The organism is Mesorhizobium sp. B2-4-14, from assembly GCF_006442155.1.
In the GTDB taxonomy this organism is placed as follows: Bacteria; Pseudomonadota; Alphaproteobacteria; order Rhizobiales; family Rhizobiaceae; genus Mesorhizobium.
Genome location: NZ_VFVA01000001.1, coordinates 83202 through 98192, shown reverse-complemented (window position 1 = coordinate 98192; position 14991 = coordinate 83202). Strand labels below are relative to the sequence as shown.

The following is a 14991-nucleotide window of genomic DNA, read 5'->3' as shown; positions in this document are numbered from 1 at the left end:
TTCCCAGAGCGGTTCAGCGTATGATCGAACCGTCGACCGGCTAGGTTGCTGTTTCGCGCAATTCCGGACGGAAAACCGCTTCGCACCTTTCCCGGAATTGCTACAGCCCAACCCCGAGAGCCCGTGGATGTTCCCGGCCGTGGCAGAATTGAACACCGCGAACCATGTCATTGCGCCAGCCCGGCAGTCTTCAAACCGGCAGGTTCTGCGCCTTGCCTGCCCTTGAACCGCCAGTGGCGGCAATCGGGGTCAGGGAGGCATCCATCCGATCCGTGTCGAGCTCGGCGAAGTAACCGATCGTCTGCAGCAGGCCCTGTCTGAGAGGCACCTTGGGCGCCCAGCCGAGCAGCGTTTTCGCACGCGTTATATCGGGCCGGCGCCGGCGCGGATCGTCTTGCGGCAAGGGCAGGAACGTCACGGCCGACCGCGTGCCTGTGATCTCGCGTACCAGGCTTGCCAATTGCAGGATGGTGAATTCCCCAGGGTTGCCCAGATTGACCGGCTGGCGTGGATTTGGATCGATGTCCATCAGGCGCAGCAGCCCGTCGACAAGGTCGGTGACATAGCAGAACGACCTGGTTTGACGTCCGTCGCCGAATATCGTCAGCGGCCGTTTCTCGATGGCTTGCATGACCAGGTTGGAGACGATGCGGCCGTCGGCCGGATCCATCCTCGGCCCGTAGGTGTTGAAGATGCGCGCAACGCGGATATCGGCTTTGTCGGCACGCAGGTAATCGAAACAAAGGGTCTCGGCCGTCCGTTTGCCTTCATCATAGCAGGCCCGCGGCCCCGTGCAGTTGACATGGCCGACATAGTCCTCCTTTTGCGGGTGCTGTTCGGGATCGCCATAGACTTCGCTGGTTGAAGCCTGCAGGAACCGGGCGCCGTTGTCCGCCGCGAGTTCAAGCAGATTGAATGTGCCGATGACGCATGTGCGCGTCGTGTGAACCGGGTCTGCCTGATAGCGCGGCGGGGACGCCGCGCAAGCCATGTTGAAGATGCGGTCGACCGGTTCGCCGAGTTCCAGCGGGGTGCAGATGTCCTGTTCGATCAGCCGGAAGCGCGGTCGGCAGACAAGTGGCCTGATATTGTCCATTCGCCCGGTGAGGAAATTGTCGACACAGATCACCCGGTGACCATCCCGGAGCAATGTTTCGCAAAGGTGCGAACCGAGGAAACCCGCGCCGCCGGCGATAAGCACCGTCTGCGTCCGTTGCGCCTTTCTTGATTGCCGCATCTGTATCTTCTCCTGTCTGCCAGTCATGCCGCACTTCCAACGTCCAGGCCGAGGCCTGAACGTATCCGGGCCGGTGGTGCCAGCCGGGATATGAATTCACGGGCCCGGGCGATGCCGGTGTGTCTCGTCAGAACAAGCTTGCGAGCCCGGTCCGCCATGGCGAGCCTTGCACGATCGTTCTGTCCGCTCAGGATCGCGATCACGTCGTCGGGTTTGTCGGCGGTTTGAATGGTCGATTCGGGAAAAAAGCTGTCGAGGCCCGGCCACCGGTCGCTGATGATCGGCGTGCCGCAGGCGGCGGCCTCGAACAGCCGCACGCTCGGCGACCATCCGGCCGCGATCATCGATGCGCGGGTGACATTCAGCGTGCAGCGCTGGCGGCTGTAGAAGGCAGCATGCTCGGCCGGAGGCAAATGTTCTATACGCTCGACATTGCCGGGCCAGGCGATATTAGACGGGTATTGCGAGCCGGCGACCACGAAGCGCCGCCGCGGCAGCCGGCGCGCTGGCTCCAGCAGCAGCGCTTCAAGAGCCGGCTGCCGGTCCGAACTGTAGGTGCCGAGATAGCCGAGATCCCATTGGATGGCATTGTCCGTCCGATGATGCCGCTCCGGATCGACGGAACAGTAGAGCGGCTCGGCTCTTTGCGCGCCGAATTCGGACTGCAACCGGTCGAGCGTCGGCCCGCCGGTAAACGAGAAATAGACGTCGAAATACGGGATCTGTCGCCTTGCCAGATAATCGCAGTCGTCTTCGGCGATCTGCGCCAGCGTCACCGGCGTGTCGATGTCGTAGAAACACAGTTGCCCGCCGCAGAGCGACGCCACAGTGTCGATCACTGCCTTCCCCTCGGGCACAAAGGATCCGACCACCACAATATGGGCTCGCCGCAGGCGCGGCTCGTGGGCACGACGCAGTTCATCGAGCGTTTCGTAGTAGAACAAGGTGCAGAAATCGGGCTCCCGCAGATCACGATGGCGCGCGTACCAGGGCACGTCGCGTTCGAGGAACGTGATGCGGTGGCCCAGGTCATGAAGGCCTCTCAGCAGCCCGCGGAAAGTCGTTGCATGACCGTTCCCCCAGGACGAGGACAGCGAAAGGCCGAGGAAGACGATGTCGAGTTGCTTCGTCATTCCGCCGCCTCCACGGTAGGGCGTCCGACGTGCTCCCTGAAGACGGTATCGACCAGAGCTCCCCTCAGAGTGTAGGTGTGCTCGCCAAGAACACGTCGCAGTGCTGCCTCGCCGATCGCCTTTGCCCGGGCGGGTGTCAGCGTCCGCACGATCTCCGCGACGTCGGTTCCGTCTCTCGCGACCAGTATTTCCTCGCCGGGGGTCAGGAACATCTCGACACCGAGCCAGGCATCGGTGACGATGCAGGCACCTGCCCCTGCCGCTTCGAAAATCCGGGTCGCTGGCGAAAAACCGTTCGCGGCCATGCTGTCGCGGCTGATGTTCAGCACCGCCTTCGGTGTGACGTTGAAGGCATTATGATCCCGGGTCCCGACATGGCCGAGCCAGGAGACGTTGCCAGGCAGAGGTTTGTCTCCCCACCCGGATCCGCCGAGCAGGAAACGCTTGCCGTCCAGCGCTCGGGCCGGTTCGAGGAAAAAGGCGTCGACGCGCGCCTCGCGGTCGGGCAGGCGGTTGCCGAGAAAGGCAAGATCGCAAGCAAAACGCCGGTCGCCGGCGACCGGATGGTGTGTCTCGGGATCGAGCGCGTTGTAGATCGGCACGCATTCGGCCGCGCCGAGGGCGCGATATTCCCACACCACGGGGTCACCGCCGCCATAGGTCAGCACGAGGTCGATCCTGCGCAAGGCATCGTGCAGCGGATGGTCGGCGTCGGCGCGCAACTGGCTGATCGTTGCAGGGGCGTCGACGTCCCAGAATACGGTGATCGCGTCGGCGCGGGCATGCTCGAGCACCGCGCTCAGCAATGCGTCATCCTCGAAGCCGACGCCACTTGCCTTGACGACGATGTCGGCCTGCGCCGCACAAGCCGCAACCTGCATCAGCGCATGCGGCGTCGGCTCGTAGACCACGACGGTGCACCAGTCGGGGGCCTCGATGTCGCGGTTCTTCTGCCGGTCGTAGACGTCGGGTTCGTAGAAGGTGATGTCGTAGCCGCGGCGCGACAACGCCTTGAGCAGCCCGCGATAGTAAGTCGCCGCCCCATTCCAGTACGACGACAACAGGCTTGATCCGTAAAAGGCGATTTTCATGCGGCGGCCTCCTTTGCGGGCATTCGAGTGGCTACATGACGGTTGCCACATGCGGCCAGTATGTCGAACAGTTCGTCGGCTCGGTGCCGGCATGTGTGTCGCGCCAGGATGGTTTCGAGCCCGGATGCGGCAAGCGTCAGCGCAAGCTCTCCATCATGCAGCACGTCGCTGAGGTGGCGGCGCATCTCGTCACCGTCCCGCGCGAAAAGGAAATCCTGTCCGGGACGGAACAGGCCTTCGGCGTCGGACCAGGGCGCCGACACAAGGGGAATGCCGCAGGCCAGCGCCTCGAACATGCGGATCGTGGGGATACCCGGCAGACCCTGCCGATAAGGCCGGCGGGGAATGTGCACGGTGACGCGATGCTGCGCGAATATTTTCGGCACATCGGCATTGGCGACCCAGCCCTCATAGTGCAGGCCCGCATCGGCGAGCGCGTTGAGCGCGGCAGGCGGGTAGCGCACGCCGTGCACCGTTCCCGACAAGATAAGCTCGCGTGCCGGATCGATCAGGAATTCGTGGATTTCGGCGCTGCGCTCGTCATCCCCCCAATTTCCGACCCAAACCAGATCCGCGATGGGCTTCATGCGCCGGCAGGGTTTGAACAACCGCACATCCGCCGCCTCGTGCCAAGTGAAGGCACGCTTGCCCCAGCCGGCCCGAAGATAGCTCTCTCGCAAGGCTTCGCCAAAGGCGAGCACGCCGTCATAATGCTCCAGCGTGAGGGCCGAGATGGCTTCGGTCGCAGACACAGCCCGGTGGTGGGTATCGTGGAACAGGAGTGTGAAATCGCCTCCATTGGCCCGCGCGCGTCCAACGCGCGCGATGAGGTCCGGCGCCGTCCATTCATGGACGATCACGACATCCGCGTCGGTGATCCAGGCCTCATGATCGAACGACGCATCATAGGTTACCGGCATCAGCTCCGGGAAATCGTTCCTGAAGCGCTCCACCGCGAAGGACCCTTTCTCCGCCAGCAGGTTGCAGCGGCTCCAGCCGTCCGCCGGCTCGAGCGCGATCACATAATGTCCGCGCGCGATGAGTTCGCGCATGATGCCGCGCTGGAAATGCGCATTGCCGTGGTTCCAGTCCGAGACGGCGGAATGGGTGTAGAACAGGAAGTGCATGGCTACCGTTCCGTGGCGGCCATCGCCGCCTGCTCGTGGATTTCCCGCATGGCCGTCGCTTGCGAGCGCGGCGAGAATTTGCGCGCCCGCCGGGCCGCGCGCTGGCCGAGTTGTCTCCGCAGGACGTCGTCGTGGACAAGGCGGGCGATGCAGCCGGCAAGGGCGTGCTGATCACGCGCGTCGAAGAACAGCGCCGCGCCGTTCCAGATCTCGCGATAGGTGCCGATGTCGGCCAGGACCAGGGGGGTGCCCGCCATCGCCGCTTCCAGGGCCGCAAGTCCGAAAGGTTCATAGTGAGACGTCGACACGAAGATTCCGGCGCGTGCCATCAGCCGCCTGACCTCTTCGTGAGGGATCGGCCCGAGCGACACGCAATGCTGGAGACGCGCGTTCTGTCCTTCAGGCCCGTCGAGCGGACCGGCGGCAAAGAAGGGCCATTCCGCGATCGCGGCCGCGCCATCCAGCACCGCGGCATTTTTTCCCTCGTCCCACCAACGGGCTGCTGCAAAGACGAATGTCTCGCGATGCTCGGTCGCCGGGCCTGGTGCCGCACTGTTGTAGACGACGCTCAGGCGGGGGATCGGGCCATAGCAGATCTCGAGCATATCGGCGTGGCTCCGGCTCGGGGCCACGACCGCATCGGCCCGATCCAGGCCCGCTCTGTTGCGATCCCTTTGCCAGGCCCAATCGTTCGCGACCGCCTCGCCGCGCACCGCGTGCAGCCATGTGACGACACAGGAGTGCGATACGGCGACCACCGGGCAGGGCAGGTCGAGCCCGGCCGCCTGTGCCGGGGCGTTCAGGTGAATGAGATCAATGGCGTAGACCCTCGCAAGCTCCCGCAATTCCTCGGGAAGCTGATCAAGGTCGCATTGATCGTGCGTCATCCAGTCCGGCGGGGTCTTGAGCCATTCCAGGGCAGCGAAGGATCGTGCCTCTTCCGCCTGTTCGGCAGAAGGCGGTGGCCCCAGGCCGGCAAGCACGACGCTGTTGCCCGCGGCAGCGAGCTCGCGTGAAAGATCGAGCGAATATTGCCACACGCCGCCGACGGCATCGGTGGTCATCAAGATACGCCTTGGACGGTTGATCAATGACTGCAGCATGAGGCTTCCAACTCGGCCAGCGGGCGCGGCCGCTTGTCCTGGATGTCGCTGAACGAGGCGAAAGAGGCGAGGTAATGTTCATGGGCCCGCTCCCAGGCGAGGTCGTCGGGCTCGCCCCACAGCGCGCGATAGCTGGGCGAACTGGGGTAGGGGTAGAGCGGCACCGGTTCGTTGGCCCACACGCCGTTGTCGATGAGGTGCCCGCGCCAGTGGTCCACCAGCGCGGGATCATCCTCGACCACGCCGATCAGGTTGGCCTGAACGAACGGAACGTGGCGGCGGGCATTGACCAGCAGCGCGGCCAATTCCTCGGTACCCAGCCGGCAGCGCTTTGCCAGCATCTCGCGGCCTTCGACGGTGAGGCTTTCGAGGCCTGCTTCGATCGACACGCAGCCGGCGGCGCCCAGGAGTTCCAGCAATTCCGGCTTCCACAAGTCGATGCGGGTCTGAACGCCGAACTGGACATCGCGGCCGACCAACGCCTCCAGCAGCGCCTTCTGCGGCAGGAAGATCTCGTCGATGAAGTAGATGTAGCGGACGCCTTGTGCGATCAGGCCGTCGATTTCGGCAATGACAGCCTCATGGTTCCTGCGGCGGTAGGCGTCGCGGAAATCGATCTTGGCGCAGAAGCTGCAATTGTAGGGACAGCCTCGCGACGCTTCCACCTCTGCTCCAGCACCGTGTTGTGGGGAGTCGAAACGGTGATGGTGGTGCGTGTGGGCGGCGATCCAATCGGTCGGCCAGAGCAGGGCCGGATGGTCGGTGAAACGGCTGGCATGTACGCCTCCGTTGGTCGCCAACGCGCCGTCCTCAAGCCGGGCAGTGTAGGACACCGTGCCCCAGTCGCCCTCCCGGGCAAGCTCGGCCACCACTTCCTCACACTCGCCCCGAACGACCAGGTCGACGCCGAGCTTGCGCAGGGTCGGCGCCGGCGTGGCCGAGCCGTGCGGTCCGACCGCCACCGTTCGGCCGCCGCGTCCCGCGAGGTGAGCCAGGAACTCCGCTGGCACGCGAAGTTCGGGCGGAGCGCATCGCCAGAACAGGTAGGTGGGCGCCGTCGTCACCACCGACATGTCAGGAGCGAAGGCGGCGACCCGCTCCGCCAGCAGCGCGTTGTCGAGGTTCTGCAACTGCCCGTCGAGCATCAGGACCTCGTGACCATCTGCCTCCAGCAGCGCTTTGGAGTAGCCGAGTTCCAGTGGCAGATGCGGCTGCCGGCAGCCGAAATAGATGCTGTGCTCGTATGTCCAGTGCGGATTGACCAAGGCGACTTTCATGCGACGTACCTCGTGACTTCCGCTTGCGGCGTGAGACGATGCTGACGCAGCCAATCGGCAAGATCGCGAATGCCATCGCGCCACGACACATCGGCCTTCCAGCCCAGCGCGGCTTCTATCTTGCGGGTGTCGGCGACGAAGAACGGTTGGTCGCCGGTGCGCTCCTGGTCGTAGCGGAGTGTGACCTCGTGGCCGGTCATGCCGGCGATCTCCGCCAGAAGCGTACGCAGGCTTACGGCGTTTCGTGGCCCGCCGCCCAGGTTGAATGCCTGGCCCTTGAACTCGCCGATCCTGGCCAGCACGCCGCGATAGGCGGCCACGGCATCGGCAACGTGCAGGATGTCGCGCACCTGCCTGCCATTGCCGTAAATGGTGATCGGCCAGCCGCGGAGCGCACTCAGCAGGAAATGAGCAACCCAGCCCTGGTCCTCGGTGCCGAACTGGCGCGGACCGTAGATGCAGCTCATGCGCAGCACGGCGGTGGGCAGGTCGTAGGACTTGGCGTAGTCGAGCACATACTGGTCCGCGGCACCCTTGGAGCAGCCGTAGGGCGTGCAGAAATCAAGGCCGATCGTCTCGTCGACACCGTTGGCGCCGATCGTCTCGTCGCAAGGCTCGTAGCGATCGTCCACTTCCCTCACTGCAATCTGCGGCAGGCCGCCATAGACCTTGTTGGTGCTGGCGAAGATGACTGGGGCGCCAGTGCGGCGGGCCGCTTCGAGCACATGGAATGTGCCCCGCAGATTAATGTCGAGGTCTTCTCCAGGCTGCACCAGGCTCGTGGTGACCGCCGTCTGCGCGGCCAGATGGAAGATCGCCTTGGCCGGGGCCAGAGCCGCCTGCATGGCGACGGCGTCGCGCACGTCCACCGTCTTAACCGTGAGGCGGCTACCATGTTTACCTGCAAGCCATTCGAGGTTCTTTTCGACGCCCGGCCGGCTTAGATTGTCGACAACCAGCACCGGCTCGCCATCCGACAAAAGGCTGGCGGCAAGGTTCGAACCGATGAAGCCGCTGCCGCCGACTATGGCCACCGGCGTCCTGCGCGGATGCTGCGTCATGACACCAGTCCCCGCTCTTCCAACTCCCGCTTCATGTCGGCGCCGCGGTCGACTGCGCCGGTGTTGCGAACCCAGATAACGAACTCGTCGAGTGCGTTTTCCAACCGGTGCCGGGGCTCGAAGCCGAGCAGCTCACGTGCCTTGGAAATGTCGGCGAAGCAGTTGCGGATGTCGCCGGAGCGCGCCTTGCCGAGAATCTCGGGCGAGCGCCCTGGCTGTCCCATCGCTTCGGCAAGCAGGCGCGCGACCTCGCTGATCGGGTAGGCGTGGCCGCTGCCGATGTTGATCGCGTGCCCGGCCGCCTGGCGCTGTTCCAACGCCAGGCGGAAGGCTCGGGCGACATCGAGCACATGGACAAAGTCGCGCTTCTGGCGGCCGTCCTCGAAAATCATCGGCCGCTTGCCGTTGGCGAGCCGCGAAGCGAAATTGGCGAGCACCCCGGTATATGGATTGGACAGCGCCTGCCCGGCGCCGAAGACGTTGAACAGGCGCAGCGCCACCGCGTCGATGCCGTAGGCTTGGCCGAAGATGAGCACGGCGCGTTCCTGCGCATATTTGGTCAATGCGTATATCGACGCGAGATCGGCCTGTTTTTCCTCGTCGGTGGGGATCGGTGAAAGCCTTTCGCCTTCGGCCGACAAGGGGTCCCACTGGCCGCTCTTGATCTCGTCCGGCCTGCGACGTGCATTGTCGATGCGCCGTCCGTCCGGCGTTTCGTAAAGGCCCTCGCCATAGATGCTCATCGAAGACGCCACGACGATGCGTTGGACCGGCCGCTTGATCAATGCCTCGAGCAGGGTTGCGGTGCCGAGATCGTTGGTGCCGACATAGCGCGCGATCTCGTACATGGATTGCCCGACGCCGACCTCCGCCGCCAGGTGGATAACGGCATCGACGTCGGAAACAGCCTCGGCCACCGCCTCCCGGTCGCGGACGTCACCCTTTATCAATTCGCTGCCGGCGGGCAGGCTGATCGCCTCGGCGCCATGCACCTGTTCCAGAAGGACATCCAGAACACGCACCGTATAGCCATGTTCGACGAGTTCCTGGGCGACGTGGCGGCCAATGAAGCCGCAGCCTCCCGTAACCAATACACGTTTCACGATAGCTCCCTTGCAGAGTAGGCGTTGGCGCCCCGAACTGCCGGGCAAAAGGTTTGTTCCCTGACTTCAACAAAGTTCCTTCCCGTTGAGGGCCGAAATGGGCGCCGTCTTCCCTTCCGGCACCGGGAACAATGCCGCATTTGCGCTGTTAGGCCGCCAATCAACCTGCACCGAGAAAGGGAACCGGCATGTCCGAGGCCAAGACGACCACCAATCACGATGAGATCCGCAAATGGGTGGAGGAGCGCGACGGCCATCCGGCCGTGGTGCGGACCGGAGGCAAGGGCGGCATCCTAAGGATTGACTTCGGCGAGCCCGAGGAGACGCTTGAGCCCGTGGAGTGGGACGAGTTCTTCCGGATATTCGACGAGAATGACCTCGCCTTCCTGCACCAGGACAGAGCGGGCAGCGGCGGAACCAGCCGCTTCAACAAGTTCGTCGAGCGCGGCTCCAAGGGCTGAGCCCAAGGCCGGCCCGACAGTTTCGGAAGCCCGGGTCCGGCAACACGTCAGGAGTGAGACATGACGGAGAAATCCAGGACAGCCGGTGCATCCCGGCGCCGCGTGGTTGGCGGCATGGCCGGCGGCGTGCTCGCGGCGATCACAAATCCGGTCCAGGCACAGCAGGCGAGCGCCGCCGCGGCTTCGGCTCCGGCGGGCCCGGTTTCGAAACAGGATCCGACCAAGCAATATCCCCAGCCGCCGTTCAAGGCGCAGCAGCAGGAATGGCCGGGCCTCGCCGGCAAGATGGAGCCGCGTCCAGATCATGGCGAAAAGAGCTACAAGGGATCCGGCCGGCTTGCCGGACGCAAGGCGCTGATCACCGGTGGCGATTCCGGCATGGGGCGAGCCGCGGCGATCGCCTTTGCGCGCGAGGGCGCCGACGTCGCCTTCGGCTATCTGCCGCCGGAGGAGCCGGATGCGAGGGAGGTCGTGCAGTTGATCGAAGCCGAGGGCCGCAAAGCGGTGCCGCTGCCCGGCGACATTCGCGACGAAGCTTTTTGCGAAAAGCTGGTGGAAGACGCCGTTGGCCGGCTCGGCGGGCTCGACATTCTGGTCAGCAATGCCGCGCGCCAGCATCCGCAGAAAGAACTCGCGGAGATAACGACAGAAGCATTTGACTGGACGTTCAAGACCAATGTCTATGCCATGTTCTGGATCACCAAGGCGGCGTTGAAGCACATGGAGCCGGGCTCCTCGATCATCATCACCAGTTCGGTGAATGCCTATGATCCAGACGAGTCCCTGGTCGACTACGCCATGACCAAGGCGTGCGGGATGAACTTCGCCAAGAGCCTTGCCAAGCAGGTCGCCAAAAAGGGCATCCGTGTCAACGCGGTCGCCCCGGGGCCGATCTGGACCCCGCTGCAGCCAAGCGGCGGCCAGTTTCCGGAGAAGCTTCCGCAGTTCGGTTCCGATACGCCGATGGGACGGCCGGGTCAGCCTGGCGAGCTCGCGTCCATCTACGTGCTCCTCGCTTCTCAGGAAGACAGCTATGCGACAGGCCAGGTTTACGGTGCCGTCGGCGGGAGAGGCGGCCCTTGAGCACGGCTTCCGCCGACCAAGGGCCGAAGCACTCGCAGTTCTGAATTCGCGGTCTTATGTAGCAAACGCACCAAGTTCCAGGCTGCTCTTGCCACAACTTCCAGATCGGCCAGCTCGCCCGGCCCCAAATCTAGATATAAATTTATGTGCTAATCCATGCGGTTCCCCCTCGCAGTTGAATACTAGAATGAGGGCGGTTTTAATTGCAACTGTCGGTGAAAAACTCGGCTAAATTGTTCCCGGAGGTTATCTAACACCATTTCGGACGATCCTGCGGAATGGCCCGCGCGCCCTTGGCATAAAACCGACGTTGAATCCCGTTGCTAAAGGAGTAAATAGAACCTGAGCTGCGGGGAGGTAGCGATGGTTGAAGGCCATACCGATTTGGCCCAGACGACGATGGACGCCAGCATCGTGTTGCAGCGCCGATCTCGGGGTGAAATTGCCTCACTGCGCGTCGATATAGCTCAAACCCGGCGAGCAATCGCGGCATCACGCGAGCTTCTAAAGCGGTTTCGCCAGCGCAAGTTAGATGAGGCGATAACGGAGGTTGAGCAACACCCCTCGGTATCAGCGTTCGATGCAGACATTCTCCGGTCTGTTTTTCGAGATTTGGTCTTGGAAATGAAGGCACCGGAGTGCCAATGGCGCGCGCTCGCTCAGAGCCTGATTTACGAGTTTTGCCACTGCGAGCGGGTTGAGCCCGGCTTGGTGGACTGGATCATCAGTAAATAAGTATCCATGAAGGGGCTATGATTCGCGTCATGGCCAAGAAGGCGAAGCACAAAGCAAAGCAGGCGATCATTGCACTGCCGTTGGATGACGAAGTGCAAACGAAGCGACCTACTATGCCCGCAAGTGCGGGATTACCCTGGAAGAAGCCGCCAAGATCATTCGGGAAACCCGCGCACCGAACCTTTGGATAGTTCCCAAGGACAAGGCGAGGTAGCGCCACCTTTGGTGCGTTTGCTCCATAAGACCGTGAATTCGAGCCCGCTTATTCCAGCGGCTCGTCGGTCGGTCGTGGCGTGGTACCAGCCTGACGCCGGCGCCCGGCATTGCGGTTGGCGACCCGGTTGTCGAGCGGCGACGCGTCCGGCTGCGCGGCGCCCGCGGTCTTGGGAACCGTCGGCGCCGCGCCCGCGTCGGTGTCTTGAGCATCGCGGCCTGGGTGCGGAAGGCCTTCTGTTTCAGGCGTTCTCGGTGCGGGCTTGGACGTGTTCCTGGGTGTCGACATTTCGGGGCCTCCATGGCTTTGGTTGGATTGGCGCCAGGTTTCACAGCGACCTGCATCACCCGTGCGGACGCATCACCGTTTTGATGCAGCCGTCCTGTTTGTCGGGGAAAGTCTTGTAGAGATCAGGCCCGTCTTCCAGGCCGGCACGGTGGGTGATGACGCATCGCCTGATTGCATGGTGGGCATGTGGCCGTCCATCAGGTGCAGGTCAGAACCGCGGGTGGCGCAGGAGGTGACCTTGATGATGTCGCGATCGTCCTCGATGGCCGGATCGGCGACCTGATTGCAACGTATGTCGCCCTTTCCATGCCATGTCAGCGCTTTCATGGGATGCTCCTTCAACCGAACCTGCGCTTTTCAGAAATGTCATTGGCGTGTCGCCGGGCTCAGCTTCTGCTGGCTGAGCCGGGTTCGGCCACGCGGCGATGCCGCTCGGCCAATATCCCTGCCGGCATGAAGCGGGAGCCGGCGACCTGCATCCTGTTGGTCCAGCCGCTAATGACCTGTTCTTCGCCGGCCATCAGGGCGTCGTAGCCGTCCCTGGCCACGTCGGCGGGATTGTCTTTCTCATCGGTTCCGATTTTCGTATCCATCATGTCGGCGCGTTCAAAAAAACGGGTCTGTGTGGCGCCTGGCATCAGCAGCGTGACCGTGACGCCGCTGTGCTTCAGCTCGTGACGAAGCGCGATCGCGAACGAATCGATGAGTGCCTTGGTGCCGTTGTAGATGGCCTGGAAGGTGCCGGGCATGAAGCCCGCGATTGACCCGGTGAACAGGATCCGGCCGCGGCCCCGCCTCACCATCCGGGGGGTAAGTCGGTGCGCGAGGTGGACCGTGCCGGTGACGTTGGTGTCGATGACGTGGCGCACCTTGGCCCAATCCTGATCCACGAAGCCTCGGCCCAGCCCGCGTCCCGCGTTGAGGAACAGCAGGTCAATGTCACGGTCGCCGATCCTCGAGATCAGCTGGTCAATGCCGTCCTCGGTGGCAAGGTCCGCTTCCACCGCGTCGACGGCGACACCTCGAGATCGAAGCGCCTCGCCGACCTCCTCGATCGCCGGTTCATCGGCGACAATGACGAGATCATAGCCGTCTTTCGCGCACAGTTTCGCAAGTTCCTTGCCGATGCCGCTCGAGGCGCCTGTGACGACGGCGAGTTTCGCGTTTCGCATTCTGTCCTCTCGATTTGGAGTGTTGGCCAACCTGAAGTGTTTGGCCGAACAAGCAGCTGGCTCGAATGTTCCAAGCAACTGGAAGAGACACGCGGATCGTCTATGTGACGGAACCAATTTGGCCACGGCTGTCCCCGCGTCGGTGGGGAGCGCGGCCGTGGGGCTCTTTTCCGACCTGAAACAAGAAACTGAGCGAGGGCCGGTCAGGAGCCCGGCACAAAATCTTCCTGCCGGTGGAACATCGATCGGTGTCGACAGTTTTGTCCCGCCTCAGACACCGCGTCCCGATGTCTGTTGACATCTGTGGGCCACAGCCGACGGCCAGGTGCCACCGATATTCTCGCTGCGGTTTCAGGGCGGCTTGGGGCCGCCTTTCGCCGCGACAACTCTTGATGAGCGTGCGCCGACAAACGACGACAGGAGCCAGTCATGAAACACCAGACACTCGAACAACTGGAATCAATAGCCGACATCACACCGCTTGCCCCGGTCCCGCTGACGACCAGAGCGCAGCGAATGGAGCGTTGGGCGGAAGTGCTCGACCAGCATCCGTCCCGTTGCCTCGCCGCGCTCTCCGGGACCGAACATCTGCACCCGGCGGTGCGGGAAGAGGCGCGGGCGGCTGGATCGCCGCTTACCGTCGCCTTCGAGGACCCGCTGCTGCGTGCATCCGGCTTGAAATCCGACACGTACGGAGAAGCCAAGCGTTTCTTCGAACTGTCGGATTGGGAATTGCACGACATCGTCTGCAGCTGCCATGTAGGTACAATGATGCAGGCAAACTGGGTTGCAGGCCGGGTCCGCAGGATTGTTGGCGGGAACAGGATTGTCGCTTGGCTGAGACGGCTGATGGTGAATTGACGTTTTCATGCGCCGCATGATTGAGGCTGCAACGGCACAGGTGACAGGCATGGGCTAATTGAGCAGGTCGGCGGCTTTATCGGCGGATATTTGCAGCAGGTAATTCAACCATCGTTCCGTCGAGATATCAGCAGGACGATCCCCGACTTCGCGGATGGCGAGTTCCAGTGTCGTTTCCACCAGCCGGTCCGCGGCACTGGCATCGCCAAGCATCAGGCGCGCTGCCAATCGAAGTTTGGGCAGCAGCGACAGGACATCGGCAGGTTCGTCGATTTGATCCTGTCGGGTCCCTGCGGGGAAAAGCGCCGCGATGATCTTTCTGCGATCGGCTGACTTCAAAAGATTGGCGGCGTGCTCAAGGCGGGAAGGGATGACGTTGCGGTCGTGGGCACTGAAGAAGACGAAGGGAACGCCACGTTCGACCAGGCGGTCGGCGATGGGAAAGACGGGGGTTCCATTCAAGTCTATGTCCAGTACGGCGGCATCCGCCTGCTCGGCATAAGGCCGGGCCTGCACAACGCTTCGGGCTGGCCCCAGGATGGTGGCCCCGAGCCCGGAGAAGTAACGCGCGAGGTCGTCGGCGACGACGAATTCGTCCTCGACGATGAGAACCTTCGCGCCGATAAGAAACTGCACCTTGGCCCTCCCGTTTAGGTCTCAACAGGCCTCGCCGGGACATCCAGCAGGCGTGTCACCGGATGACGGCACTGTAAGGACGGTAGCTTGCTGCACGAGGCCTGAACGTTGATACCCTCGGTCGATTCAACGCCGCGCACCATGCGAGGTTCCAATCCTGTTGCAACGCTTCGGCTCAACCCGGCCTCCCTCGAACCCTGTGGCCCGCATGGGGAAAGCTGTGGCCGGACTTCAATCGTATGGACCACCGCGGGACCAGTCGCACGCAATGCTGTCGCCCGACATGGCTAAGGTGAGCTACGGCTTATGAAAAATCTTGCGCCTAAATTTCTGGCAGGCGCGAGAAAAAACGCATAGGGTAGCCTGCTGTCGCTGCCGCCTTATCTACCTTGGGCTGCTCAGAGAAAGA

At 63.1% G+C, this 14991-nt stretch carries 15 protein-coding genes and 1 pseudogene; 4 read left to right on the top strand and 12 right to left on the bottom strand.

The window, feature by feature from the left end:
* Positions 1-190: 190 nt before the first annotated feature.
* The 8 genes from FJ938_RS00470 to FJ938_RS00435 are packed head-to-tail and all read right to left on the bottom strand — an operon-like array spanning position 191 to position 9132.
* The gene (locus FJ938_RS00470) at positions 191-1237 is read right to left on the bottom strand and encodes a UDP-glucuronic acid decarboxylase family protein (protein ID WP_140690223.1); all 1047 of its coding nucleotides are present in this window, start codon (positions 1235-1237) and stop codon (positions 191-193) included.
* 23 nt (positions 1238-1260) lie between these two features.
* Positions 1261-2370, bottom strand: a complete 1110-nt coding sequence (locus FJ938_RS00465) for a glycosyltransferase (protein WP_140690220.1) — start codon at positions 2368-2370, stop codon at positions 1261-1263.
* Complete coding sequence (locus FJ938_RS00460) at positions 2367-3461, bottom strand: glycosyltransferase (RefSeq protein WP_140690219.1); 1095 nt, start codon at positions 3459-3461, stop codon at positions 2367-2369. The genes FJ938_RS00465 and FJ938_RS00460 overlap by 4 nt, the downstream gene beginning before the upstream one ends.
* Complete coding sequence (locus FJ938_RS00455) at positions 3458-4588, bottom strand: glycosyltransferase (RefSeq protein WP_140690217.1); 1131 nt, start codon at positions 4586-4588, stop codon at positions 3458-3460. Before FJ938_RS00455 ends, FJ938_RS00460 begins: the two co-directional genes overlap by 4 nt.
* Positions 4589-4590: 2 nt before the next feature.
* Positions 4591-5652 carry a glycosyltransferase family 4 protein gene (locus tag FJ938_RS00450; RefSeq protein ID WP_246673117.1) on the bottom strand — a complete coding sequence of 354 codons (1062 nt, stop codon included), beginning with the start codon at positions 5650-5652 and terminating at the stop codon, positions 4591-4593.
* A 23-nt stretch (positions 5653-5675) separates the two neighbouring features.
* Positions 5676-6968 carry a TIGR04295 family B12-binding domain-containing radical SAM protein gene (locus FJ938_RS00445; protein WP_140690213.1) on the bottom strand — a complete coding sequence of 431 codons (1293 nt, stop codon included), beginning with the start codon at positions 6966-6968 and terminating at the stop codon, positions 5676-5678.
* Positions 6965-8029 (bottom strand): NAD-dependent epimerase/dehydratase family protein, encoded by a 1065-nt coding sequence (locus FJ938_RS00440; RefSeq protein WP_140690210.1) that lies wholly within the window; start codon positions 8027-8029, stop codon positions 6965-6967. Before FJ938_RS00440 ends, FJ938_RS00445 begins: the two co-directional genes overlap by 4 nt.
* Complete coding sequence (locus FJ938_RS00435) at positions 8026-9132, bottom strand: SDR family NAD(P)-dependent oxidoreductase (RefSeq protein ID WP_140690208.1); 1107 nt, start codon at positions 9130-9132, stop codon at positions 8026-8028. Before FJ938_RS00435 ends, FJ938_RS00440 begins: the two co-directional genes overlap by 4 nt.
* A 188-nt stretch (positions 9133-9320) precedes the next feature.
* On the opposite strand from FJ938_RS00435, the gene FJ938_RS00430 reads away from it, so the two are divergent.
* The 3 genes from FJ938_RS00430 to FJ938_RS00420 all read left to right on the top strand — a co-directional run bounded on the left by FJ938_RS00430 (position 9321) and on the right by FJ938_RS00420 (position 11411).
* A complete protein-coding gene (locus FJ938_RS00430) occupies positions 9321-9593 on the top strand; it encodes a hypothetical protein (RefSeq protein ID WP_140607125.1) in 273 nt (90 codons plus the stop codon).
* Between the two features lie 60 nt (positions 9594-9653).
* The gene (locus FJ938_RS00425) at positions 9654-10676 is read left to right on the top strand and encodes an SDR family oxidoreductase (protein WP_140690207.1); all 1023 of its coding nucleotides are present in this window, start codon (positions 9654-9656) and stop codon (positions 10674-10676) included.
* A gap of 363 nt (positions 10677-11039) precedes the next feature.
* Positions 11040-11411: a hypothetical protein gene (locus FJ938_RS00420; protein ID WP_140690205.1), complete on the top strand. Its 372-nt coding sequence runs from the start codon at positions 11040-11042 to the stop codon at positions 11409-11411.
* A 262-nt stretch (positions 11412-11673) separates the two neighbouring features.
* Here the strand turns inward: FJ938_RS00420 and FJ938_RS00410 are convergent, their stop codons facing one another.
* The 3 genes and pseudogenes from FJ938_RS00410 to FJ938_RS00395 all read right to left on the bottom strand — a co-directional run bounded on the left by FJ938_RS00410 (position 11674) and on the right by FJ938_RS00395 (position 13085).
* Positions 11674-11913: a hypothetical protein gene (locus tag FJ938_RS00410; protein ID WP_140690203.1), complete on the bottom strand. Its 240-nt coding sequence runs from the start codon at positions 11911-11913 to the stop codon at positions 11674-11676.
* 162 nt (positions 11914-12075) lie between these two features.
* A pseudogene (locus FJ938_RS00400) lies at positions 12076-12240 on the bottom strand (glutathione-dependent formaldehyde dehydrogenase); the annotation flags it as partial.
* 59 nt (positions 12241-12299) lie between these two features.
* The gene (locus FJ938_RS00395) at positions 12300-13085 is read right to left on the bottom strand and encodes an SDR family NAD(P)-dependent oxidoreductase (RefSeq protein WP_140690201.1); all 786 of its coding nucleotides are present in this window, start codon (positions 13083-13085) and stop codon (positions 12300-12302) included.
* 429 nt (positions 13086-13514) lie between these two features.
* Here FJ938_RS00395 and FJ938_RS00390 point away from each other — a divergent pair, with 429 nt between their 5' ends.
* Entirely contained in the window at positions 13515-13946 is a 432-nt protein-coding gene (locus FJ938_RS00390; RefSeq protein WP_140607119.1) for a hypothetical protein, read from the top strand.
* Positions 13947-14000: 54 nt separating this feature from the next.
* Here the strand turns inward: FJ938_RS00390 and FJ938_RS00385 are convergent, their stop codons facing one another.
* On the bottom strand, positions 14001-14582 hold the full coding sequence (locus FJ938_RS00385) for a response regulator (protein WP_140690199.1): 582 nt from the start codon (positions 14580-14582) through the stop codon (positions 14001-14003).
* Positions 14583-14991: the final 409 nt, after the last annotated feature.